At 55.7% G+C, this 10,493-nt stretch carries 7 protein-coding genes and 1 tRNA gene; 4 read left to right on the top strand and 4 right to left on the bottom strand.

What is annotated here, in order from left to right:
* Positions 1 to 102: 102 nt before the first annotated feature.
* Positions 103 to 717, bottom strand: a complete 615-nt coding sequence (locus tag IQ273_RS24490; RefSeq protein WP_194025764.1) for a DUF1517 domain-containing protein — start codon at positions 715 to 717, stop codon at positions 103 to 105.
* 305 nt (positions 718 to 1,022) lie between these two features.
* Positions 1,023 to 1,095, bottom strand: a tRNA-Arg gene (locus IQ273_RS24485).
* 126 nt (positions 1,096 to 1,221) lie between these two features.
* Between IQ273_RS24485 and cobO the strand changes: the two genes are divergently transcribed.
* From cobO to IQ273_RS24470, 3 genes are all read left to right on the top strand, one after another.
* The gene (gene cobO / locus IQ273_RS24480) at positions 1,222 to 1,896 is read left to right on the top strand and encodes a cob(I)yrinic acid a,c-diamide adenosyltransferase (RefSeq protein WP_194025763.1); all 675 of its coding nucleotides are present in this window, start codon (positions 1,222 to 1,224) and stop codon (positions 1,894 to 1,896) included.
* Between the two features lie 77 nt (positions 1,897 to 1,973).
* Positions 1,974 to 2,828 (top strand): oxygenase MpaB family protein, encoded by an 855-nt coding sequence (locus tag IQ273_RS24475; protein ID WP_194025762.1) that lies wholly within the window; start codon positions 1,974 to 1,976, stop codon positions 2,826 to 2,828.
* Positions 2,829 to 2,945: 117 nt separating this feature from the next.
* Positions 2,946 to 3,542 carry a GIY-YIG nuclease family protein gene (locus IQ273_RS24470; RefSeq protein WP_194025761.1) on the top strand — a complete coding sequence of 199 codons (597 nt, stop codon included), beginning with the start codon at positions 2,946 to 2,948 and terminating at the stop codon, positions 3,540 to 3,542.
* Between the two features lie 32 nt (positions 3,543 to 3,574).
* On the opposite strand, the gene IQ273_RS24465 is transcribed toward IQ273_RS24470, so the two are convergent.
* Both IQ273_RS24465 and IQ273_RS24460 read right to left on the bottom strand, forming a co-directional pair.
* The gene (locus tag IQ273_RS24465) at positions 3,575 to 4,024 is read right to left on the bottom strand and encodes a YggT family protein (protein WP_228053774.1); all 450 of its coding nucleotides are present in this window, start codon (positions 4,022 to 4,024) and stop codon (positions 3,575 to 3,577) included.
* Between the two features lie 436 nt (positions 4,025 to 4,460).
* A complete protein-coding gene (locus IQ273_RS24460) occupies positions 4,461 to 5,642 on the bottom strand; it encodes a TRC40/GET3/ArsA family transport-energizing ATPase (protein WP_194025759.1) in 1,182 nt (393 codons plus the stop codon).
* 208 nt (positions 5,643 to 5,850) lie between these two features.
* On the opposite strand from IQ273_RS24460, the gene IQ273_RS24455 reads away from it, so the two are divergent.
* Positions 5,851 to 10,461, top strand: a complete 4,611-nt coding sequence (locus tag IQ273_RS24455; protein WP_194025758.1) for a PAS domain S-box protein — start codon at positions 5,851 to 5,853, stop codon at positions 10,459 to 10,461.
* Positions 10,462 to 10,493 lie beyond the last annotated feature (32 nt).

The raw sequence follows: 10,493 nt of genomic DNA, 5'->3' as shown, positions 1-10,493 counted from the left end.
TTGACTCAATTGGTCTTGCAGTTGACGATACAAGAGGGGTGTTTCCATGAGACTGGCCTTGAGTTGGGGAATTCAAGCCTCTCATGAAATGCCCCTTCCCATCTACCCTGTCTCATTTGGGACTCCTTTCACAACAACCCTTTCAGGACTTTTCTGCACCACCAAGTGGTCTGATGTAAGTTCGTCTCCCAATTGAGCAGGAGAAAAATGTATCTGAATTGCTCTTAAAGTTCCCCTATAGTGCAGGTTGACTAGAGCTTTTAAGCCTGCTCTTAATACAGCGATGTCGGCCAGACTATCTTCTAGTTCGGGCACTTCACCTTCAAAGGCAACGGTGAGCATAACAACCACATTTCGGGTCATGGGGATGGCGAAAGTCTCACTGCTATTGGAGGCAATGGCTATTGCGCTACCATAGCGTCCAGCCGAGTCGGTAAATAGTTCGTTAACGTAATCTCCGGCTTCACCTTCATCCCACATCACATCTCCTTCATTGGCTGCCGACTGCCAAAAGGTTTCATACTCCAGCAAGCTTTCACAAACTCGCGCGAGTTGTTCGCCCAACACCTGCATATCGCCTTCTGAATCGACCGCCTCTCGTGCCGCTTGATTGAGCACACCCAGGAGTGGTGCTACTTCTCGGCCTGAGAGATGCATAAAAATGCGACTTACGACAAAGCGAGTCTGTCCACTAAGCTGATTGAAGCGATCGCGCAAACCCATAGCAATTGAATTTGGTCAAGAGCAGCGTGCAGGTTTTATTGTAGAAAGCCAAGTTCACGATTGTCTTGATCTAAAGGTTGATTGATGGAGCGGTTTTGGGCGTGGGTTAGATAGATAACTCAGCCAGGGGTAGGGCTGGTTTGCCATGAAAAACACTGAGGAGTGCGAGCGCAGGAACATGGGCGAACGACACTCATGCCGGAACAGCGACACTAATTCCGTAACGATGTCAAATAATTCCGGAACGTGCAGTGCAACCGGAAAGTACAGAGGGGGTGAACCCCTTGCTATCTAAGAGACGAGCATGGCAGGATTCGAACCTGCGACCGCTAGAACCGGAATCTAGTGCTCTATCCACTGAGCTACATGCCCTTAGGCTGAACTATTCTAGCATCTGCTAGAGGTGTTATCACGACGGCTCATCCTTAAACCCCGACCAAGTACTGACAAGACCGTACATCGTCGTAGGATAAACACAACCTACCTGCACCTCTCCCTATGACCCAGCCCACCGATACCGCCAATCCGCTCGATGCCGCTGCCGCCGCTCTCACCCAGGAGGCCGAAAGCGCCAGCTCAGAAGAGCAGTACCGCCGCAAAATGCAGCGGCGGCAGGAGGTGCAGCAGCGGCGCATTGCCGATCGCACCGTCGAGAAAGGACTGGTAATTATCAACACGGGCAACGGCAAGGGCAAAACCACCGCTGCCCTGGGCATGGTGCTGCGATCGCTGGGGCACGGCTACCAGGTCGCCATTGTGCAGTTTATTAAAGGAGCCTGGGAACCAGCAGAGAAGGCGATGCTAGAGCGGTTTGGCGATCAGCTCAGCTTCCACGCCATGGGCGAAGGGTTTACCTGGGATACCCAAGATCGCGATCGCGACACCCGCACCGCCCAAGCCGCCTGGGACACCGCCCTCAGCTATATTCGCAACCCCGAGGTCAAAACTATTCTGCTCGACGAGGTGAATATTGCCCTCAAACACGGCTTTCTCTCGGTGGAGCAGGTGCTGGCAGGGTTAGCCGAAAAACCCGAGATGACCCACGTGATTTTGACCGGGCGGGGCGCACCTCAGGCGCTAATCGATCGCGCCGATTTGGTCACCGAAATGACTCTGGTCAAGCACCCCTTCCGCGAGCAGGGAGTCAAGGCCCAGCCAGGCATTGAGTTTTAAGCTCTGCACTGCTATAAGGTGGGCACTGCCCACCATGGGCCACGCCATTTTTCAAGTCCAAGAAATCCTGACGACCTATGGATCGCTACGCCACGCTGCGCCACATTCAGCGCATCGACCCCGAACGCAACCACCAAAAAATCTGCCACCTGCTGGCAGGGTACGAGTTCCCGTGGGATGTCACCCGCGCCCTGGAGGTGGCGCTGCTGCGCACCTTCTGTATCCCCAGCGTGTCAGCCCTGCTGGATAAAACCGGCGAGTTTCGGCACCACGCCCAAAAGCGCTACGACGACACGGGCATTGTGGTATCCGAGGTGCTCAAGCACGGTTATGACAGCCCCCGTGGCGAAGCATTTATTCAGCGGATGAACGCTATTCACCGCCACTACGCCATTGGCAATGCCGACTACCTGTACGTGCTCTCAACCTTTGTCTATGAGCCGATTCGCTGGTGCGATCGCTTTGGCTGGCGGCCCTTTTGCGAGCAAGAGCGGCTGGCCTGCTACTATTTTTGGCAGGCCATTGGCGATCGCATGGGCCTCCGCGACATCCCACCCACCTACGCCGCCTTCGAGCAGTTTAACCGCGAGTTTGAGGCCGAGCACTTTACCTACGCCACCACAAACCAGCGGGTGGCCGATGCCACTCGGCACCTGCTGCTGAGCTGGTTTCCGGCGGCGATCCGCCCGGTGGTGAACTGGGGACTGCCCTGTTTGCTCGACCCGCCCCTGCTCAATGCCCTGGGCTGGCAGCCAGCTCCAAAAGCCGTGCAGCGGTTCGCCGCTACGGCCCTCCAGGCCCGCAGTCAGCTGCTGCGCCGCCAGCCAGCCCGCGCCACGTCTGACTTTTTTGTCGATCAATCGCTGCGTAGCTACCCCGAGGGCTATGCCCTAGAAGATATTGGGCCAGACTCACTGCGATCGCGGCTGTAGAAAGCCCCCTGCCAAACTGCTACAGCCATTGCCACGACTGTTTTAAGCGAACTGGCCAGCGCTACATATTGGGGTTTTGCCCTATTATGGGAGGCCACAGCCGCTACGGATAGATTTATGGCACCAGACTACCAGCCTTCGCTGCTCTCCGAGGCCGACCAGCGGGCAGCCGATCGATCGTGGGCCTACAATCGCCCGGCTGGGTCGGCCATGCCTGCTGACGAACTTCAGGGCTGGAAGCAACGGGTGGCCCAGTTTCAGGCTACGGTGCGATCCGGCCCTGCGATCGCCCAGGGTAGCCTATTTGATCTAGCTGACACGTCTCCAGCGGGTACCCTCGATCCCTTTGCCCTCCTGCCCCAAAATGCGGAGTTTTGGCGAGGGCAGTTTCAAGAATCTGGGGTGCCAGCGCTGTACTTTGTCGTTGACCACGAGGCGGATCTACTGCTCTACGTGGGCGAAACCATCAAGTCAAACCAGCGGTGGAAAGGGGTGCACGACTGCAAGCGCTACATTCTCAGCTATGTAGAAGCCCACCGAGTTCACGGGCTGGGGCTGGCAGTGAATATTGGCTTTTGGCCCCATGCCGATCGCGATCGCAAGGCCCGCCAGGCCCTAGAACTAGAGCTAATTCAACGCTGGCGATCGCCCTTCAACAAAGAAAACTGGGCAATTTGGAGTACCCCCTTCGTTGGCGGCAAGCTAGAGGCATAGCGCACCGCTAGCGTTCTCGTCATGTGCAGGGGCTAGCGTCCCTGGGTACTCGGCCCCTGCAAGTAGTTCACCAGGGCAATACCCAGGCCCCCCAGCAGCGCATAGACAACCATCGCAATTAGGTTGTTGAGATCAAAAATGCGAGTGGCATCAGCATCGGTGGGGCTGATAAAAAGGGTAGAAAACGGGGTCATAAATGGAGCTGACAGGTTGTAGATCGCTTGGGCAAAGGGATTATCTGGGTTAGCACTCGACAACCGCAGAAAAAACCGAATGGCCAGCAGCACCTCCAGCGCCCCCACCAGCAGCGTAATCGTATTGCGAACCCAGGCTAGCCGAGATCGACGCTGGGCCGCGCGCAGCCTATCGTGCTCTTGCCTGAGGCGATAGACTTCTTGGTTCTGAATAAGTTCTCGGTCATGATCAAACTCATTGCGTCCGTGGGGTGTTTGGCTCATGGGGGTGCTATCGCTTGCGGTCAAAGTTCCAGGTGGCAGTCTGGCACATCTCAAAAGAGCCTGGCACAGAGAGGCAGATCTAAAGAGACATTGCCAAACTAGCAGCAAGAATCCCTATCACCATACCTGAATGGGATAAGAAAGCTATAAGACGTAGGTATGAGATATGAGCGATCGCGTAAAAAAGATGCGCAGGCTTATCCTGGCTGCAAAAATGGTCCTTTCTATTACACAGCCCACCGCCATAGCGTGGACTGTGCAATAGAGGTAAACGTCCCTAGCCCGACGTTGGCTTCGACTCCGCTCAGCCAACGTCGATATCGGTTCGATTAAGGCCCGAAAACTAACGCCTGCATGGGTTACGCGATCGCTAGCCCATCCCACAGTTCAATTAGTCCACTCAGGCGTTGCTGACTTGAAGAATGCACTGCCTAAGGCAACGCCATACAGTGCTTTACCGCTAACCAGCACTGGCAAAACGAATCTTCAGGTAGTCGTCTTCCATCTTCGCTCCAGCTGGCTGAAGCGCTGCCAACGCCTGGGGCAACACCAGGTTGCGGCGGTGATTACCAATCCGCACGTTGAGTTCATCCGCCGACTTGCTCAGCTCAATCTGGTCTTTAGGAATACCAGGCAGGTAAAGCTCTAGGCTGTAGCTGCCGTCCTCCTGCACGACGCGCAGGGTGGTTTCTTTGTAATAAACTTGAGCCGGGTCTTCATCGGTATAAAGCGTATCTTTGAGGCGGTGTAGGGCTTCGATCCCGCACAATTCTTCGGCAAACAGAGGCACTTCCTTCACCGGCAGAGGGTGAAAGTTATCGTGAATTTCGTGCTTGTACTGCTGCTGCTTTTCCTTCATGCGCTGAAAGAAGGGATCTTGCACCTCCTCAGGAATAATGCGGTTGGCGATTACCAGGTCAGTACCAACGTTGTAAAGGCTGAGGTAGGCGTGGGCGCGCAGCGATTCTTTGATCACCATTTTTTCGGGGTTAGTGACCAAGCGCACAGAGGTGGTACCGGCGTCGGTGAGCACTTTTTCTAGCTCAATCAGCTGCTCATAAAACTCGTAGGGGGCATCCATCACCTCCTTAGTGGGCAAATTGAAGCCTGCCACTGGGCGAAAGAAGGGCTGTACCAGGGGCCGCAGCGCTTCGGAAACCGCCTGGAAGGGTTTGTATAGCTTGCGCATGTACCAGCCCGCTACCTCCGGCAGGCTTAGCAGGCGCAGGGCGGTACCGGTGGGAGCCGAGTCGATAATCAGCACGTCGTACTCGCCTTCGTCGTAGTGGCGCTTCATGCGCACCAGGCTAAAGATCTCGTCCATACCGGGGAGAATGGCTAGCTCTTCGGCCTCGATACCCTCCAGACCACGGGCCTGGAGAACGTCGGTAATATAGCGCTTCACAGCGCCCCAGTTGCCCTCTAGCTCCATCAGGGCATCTAGCTCAGCACCCCACAGGTTGGGCTGTACTAGGCGAGGGTCGTGGCCCAGTTCCATATCAAAGCTGTCGGCCAGGGAGTGGGCCGGGTCGGTGCTGAGTACCAGGGTTTTGTAGCCCAGTTCTGCACAGCGCATGCCTGTGGCTGCTGCAACGGAGGTTTTGCCTACGCCGCCTTTGCCAGTCATTAACAATACCCGCATGTGGGTGTCCTCGCCTTTTCCTTATGGTTCCCTATTCTTCTAATCTATAAGGTTTTTAGGGTTTGCGCAGGGCCGAGCGAGGATCCCCGCCCGACTCACCACTCCCTCTATGACTAACGATTAAGCGTTGCTACCTAATGGATTTCTGGGTGCAAACGGGATTAATAGAAGCAATGCGAAGGTCGTGAATAGTCAGGAGCCTTTCAGGATGGCAGGTACAAGCAAAGGAGTCGCGATCGACTGGGATGATGGCAATGGCTATGTTCTGCCATCGCCCTTCAGGTGGGAACATCTGGTAGCTACGATCGCCCTGCGGATCCGCCAATCCTTAGATCTAGAGGCCATCTTGCCCGTCGCCGTCGAGGCCGTGCAGCAGTTGTTGCACTGCGATCGCGTGCTGATTTACCAGTTTGACCCCGACTGGAGTGGGCAAGTGGTGGTAGAAGCGCTCTCTGACCCGCAGTGGTCGGTACTCGATCAGGTGGTGCGCGACAGCTGCTTTGAGCCTGGCTGGCTAAAGCCATACCACGAGGGACTGGTGCGGGCGATCGCCGATGTCGCCACCGCAGACCTTACCCCCTGCCATGCCGAATTTCTGGTTGGCCTTTCGGTCAAAGCCAACTTAGTCGTTCCGGTACTGTGTGAGGCGAAGCTGTGGGGACTACTCATCGCCCACAGCTGTACAGCACCCCGCTCCTGGCCTAGCGAGGAGATGAATGGGCTACAGCAAATTGCGGTGCATATCGGCATTGCCATTCACCAGGCTGAGCTAGTGGCGCAGCTGCAGGCGGCAAAGGCCAATCTCGAAGCCCAGGTGGCGGCCCGTACCCAAGACCTAGAACAAAGCAACCAGCATCTGGCAGCAGAGAGCCAGGCGATGATGGCGACTCTGAGCCAGAGTAACGACGAGCGGCTGCAGCTGGCGGCGATTGTCGACTCTTCGGGAGAGGCCATTATCAGCCAAACCCTCGACGGAATCATCACCAGCTGGAATCGATCGGCAGAGCGGCTGTTTGGCTACACCGCCGCCGAGGTGGTCGGTCAGCCGGTGGCGGTGCTCATTCCACCCGATCGCCAAATCGAAGCGCAGGCCGTTTTACAGCGTATTCTTCGGGGAGATCGGGTAGAAACCTACGAAACTCAGCGATTGCACAAAGATAGCTGCCTGGTAGATGTGGCGTTGACCATTTCTCCGATTTGCGATCAAACCGGCAGCGTAATTGGATTGTCAAAGATTGCCCGCGATATTGGCGAACAGAAGGCTGCACAGCGCGATCGCGATCGCTTCGAAGCGGAGCGCAACCAGGCCTTACAAGAACTACACCAAAGCAACGCTCAACTCGAAGATTTCTTTGATAACGCCACCGACTTAATTCAAAGCGTCTCGCTGCAAAATGGTCAGTTTCTCTACGTCAACCGCGCCTGGCTCACCATCCTAGGCTACACGCGTGACGAACTTGCTGGCTTAACCATCTTTGATCTGCTAGCACCTGACTATCTTCTCCAATGTCAGAGCATTTTTCAAAGCCTGCAGGCAGGCGACATTCACCAGGTCGAACGGCTAGAAATTGCCGTTGTTGACAAGATGGGGCAGCGAGTTCTGCTAGAAGGCAGTATCAATGTTCGCCGTGAAGCAGGTATCCCCGTGGCGACCCGCGCCATTCTGCGAGATGTGACGGCGCAGCGCCAGGTAAAGCAGGCCCTCCAGGAGCAAACAACGCGGCTCCGCATCTTCTATGACACCTCGCCGCTGCTGCTGGGGCTGGTCGAAACGTCCGAGAACGACATTCTCCATCTTTCAGACAACCCCGCCGCGCTCTCCTTCTTCGGCCTCACCGCTGAAGCCCTGACCAATCGCTGGGCCAGCGAGGTGGGGGTACCTGCTGAGGTGATCCAACGCTGGCTTACCCACTACCGCCAGAGTCAACAGCTACAGCGCCCGGTACAGTTTGATTACACCCACATCACCCCCACCAATCGGTACTACCTGCTGGTAACGGTCTCCTTGGTGGGCCAGGGCAACAGCGGCCGCCCCCAGTTCTCCTACATCGTGCAAGACCTGACCGAGAAAAAACAGCTTGAGCGCGAAAAAGACCAGGCCATTACCCGATTACACGACAGTGAACAACGCTACGCCAGCTTAGTAGCCGCCGTGCCCGTGGGTATTTTCCGCACCGATGCAAATGGCCTCTGTATCTACACCAATCAGCGATGGGAACAGCTTGCCGGGTTGACGCAGCAGGAAGCTCGAGGGGAAGGATGGTCTCGGGCGCTTTATGCCGAGGATCGCGACCTGGTGTTTAGCGCCTGGAACCAAGCGGCCCAGCAGGGCAGACCGTTTGAGCTGGAATATCGTTTTCAGTCTACGGATGGCACGGTGTCATGGGTATACGGCCAAGCCGTTGCCGAGTATAGCGCCACCGGAGACCGATTGGGCTATGTCGGCACCATCACCGATATTACCGAACGCAGGCAGATTGAAGCCGAACGGCAGCGGGCACGACAGGCCCAGCAGGAATTAAGCCTGCTGGAGCAAATTTTAGACATTGTGCTGGCGGGCTACTGGGACTGGCATATTCCTGCCGACGTGGAATACTACAGCCCCGGCTTTAAACAGATGCTGGGTTACGCAGATCATGAGCTACCGAATTCACCTCAAACTTGGCAAGACCTGATCCTTCCAGAAGATCTAGCTGGCACGATGGCCTGTTTAGATCGCCATATACAAAGCCACGGCGAAAGCCCCTACTACAGTGAAGTAAGATACCGCCATAAAGATGGCTCGATGGTGTGGGTGGCCTGTTCTGGCCAGGTGATTGAGTGGGCTGCTGACGGTAGCCCCATTCGAATGATTGGCTGCCACATTAATATTACCGATCGCAAACAGACTGAGCTGGCCCTGCGAGACAGTGAAGCCACCAATCGCGCCTTTATTGCAGCGATTCCTGACCTCCTAATGCGCATGCACCAAGACGGGTCACATGTGCAAATAGTTAATCCAGGAACGGGATACGTGCTGCAGCTCAAGGCTACCCTGGCAGGATGTCAGCTTACCGAGTTAATACCACAGGCGATCGCTCAGGAGCGCATTCACCTGGCCCAGCAGGCCCTCAAGACTGGGCAGATCCAGCAGCAGGAGTATGCCTTTACCGCCGTGGGCCAAACGTTCTATGAAGAAGCCCGCATCGCGCCAATTGGGGGGGATGAGGTACTGGTGGTTGTACGCGATATTAGCGATCGGAAACGCGGCGAAGCCGAACGAAAACAGGCCGAACTCGACCTCAAATCGGCCAACGATCAGCTAAAACTGGTGCTTCAGGCCTCCTCAGAAGGGTTTTGGGATTGGAATCTGATCACCGGAGACATCTACTTCTCACCCCAGTGGAAAGCGATGCTGGGCTATGCCGACCACGAGCTAGAGAATAACTTTGACATGTGGGCTGCCCTTATTTTTGAAGCAGACCGCACAACCGCTCTGCAGCTTGTCGAAGACTACAACAGCGGCCGGATCGATAACTTTACCGCCAACCAGCGCTTCCGCCATAAAGATGGATCTGTAGTCCACGTGCTCTCGCGCGCCATTCACCTCAAAGATGAGCAGGGCAGTGTGGTGCGGATGGTGGGCAGCCATTTAGATATGACCCAGATGGTGACTATTCAAACGGCGCTTAAAACCTCAGAAATGCAGCTGAGCGGCATTTTGAATAGCTCCCTTGACGGCATTATGGCCTTTCGCTCAGTGCGCGACAGCCAAAGCACCATTGTTGACTTTGAATGGCTGCTCAGCAACCCGACCGCCTGCCAAATTATCGGTAGACAGGCAGACGATATCATCGGCAAGCGGATGCTAGAAGAACTGCCTGGCAACAGGGAAGACGGGCTGTTTGATCTCTACGTTCAGGTGGTGAAATCAGGCGAGCCCATGCAGCGCCAGTTTTACTACAACCATGACGGCATTGACTGCTGGTTTGAAAATAGTGCCGTCAAGCTAGGCGATGGTTTTGCCGTCATCTTCCGCGATATCTCTGCCATTAAACAATCTGAAATTACGCTTCAGCAGACCAATCAGCAGCTCAGCAATCGCATTGGCGAGCTAGACCAGCGCCACAGCGAAATGCTGGTCTTGAGCGAAATCAGCGATTTTCTCCAGGCCTGTTCAACGGTCAACGAAGCCTGTTACGCCATTGTTAACCTGATCGAGCCCCTTTTTCCCCACTGCTCAGGGGGAATTTTTACCACCAGCGCGTCGCGCAATCGCCTGGAGTGTGCAGCCGCGTGGGGCAAGCATTTGCACTCTAAGGCCGAATTTGAGCCCCACAGCTGTTGGGGACTGCGACGCGGGCGTATGCACTGGGTCGGGCAAGACCGGTTAAGCCTGCGCTGTAGCCATACTTCAGCCCCTGAGGCGTTGACCATCGCCACTACCCTCTGTATTCCCATGATCGCCCAGGGCGAAACCCTAGGGCTGTTTTACCTCAGTACCGACGTTCCTGAGGCGCTCCCCGAGGCCAAGCAGCAGCTGGCCCGCACCCTGGCCGAGCAGGTGGGCATGGCGATCGCCAACCTCAAGCTGCAGGAAACCCTGAAGCACCAGAGCATTCGCGACCCCCTAACCGGGCTATACAACCGCCGATATCTGGAAGAATCGCTTTCCCAGGAAATTGTGCGATCGCAGCGCAAACAGCTATATATCGGAGTAATCATGATCGATATCGACCATTTCAGGCTCTCCTGGAATGAGTATGCTGAAGTAGCCGTTACTATACGTTATGGCTATGGTGCCTCTACTGACAGAGCTCTTGGGTTTACCCGGTATTGATGTTGAGTCGTACGACGAGACCGAGGAGGGTC

It is taken from the genome of Nodosilinea sp. LEGE 07298 (assembly GCF_015207265.1).
Taxonomy (GTDB): Bacteria; Cyanobacteriota; Cyanobacteriia; order Phormidesmidales; family Phormidesmidaceae; genus Nodosilinea.
Note: the sequence above shows the minus strand (reverse complement) of the source record. Positions and strands in the feature narration are given on the sequence as shown.

Coding starts and splice junctions, on each gene's coding strand:
- cobO (WP_194025763.1), top strand. CDS start 1,222: ATGACCCAGCCCACCGATACCGCCAATCCGCTCGATGCCGCTGCCGCC.
- IQ273_RS24475 (WP_194025762.1), top strand. CDS start 1,974: ATGGATCGCTACGCCACGCTGCGCCACATTCAGCGCATCGACCCCGAA.
- IQ273_RS24470 (WP_194025761.1), top strand. CDS start 2,946: ATGGCACCAGACTACCAGCCTTCGCTGCTCTCCGAGGCCGACCAGCGG.
- IQ273_RS24460 (WP_194025759.1), bottom strand. CDS start 5,642: ATGCGGGTATTGTTAATGACTGGCAAAGGCGGCGTAGGCAAAACCTCC.
- IQ273_RS24455 (WP_194025758.1), top strand. CDS start 5,851: ATGGCAGGTACAAGCAAAGGAGTCGCGATCGACTGGGATGATGGCAAT.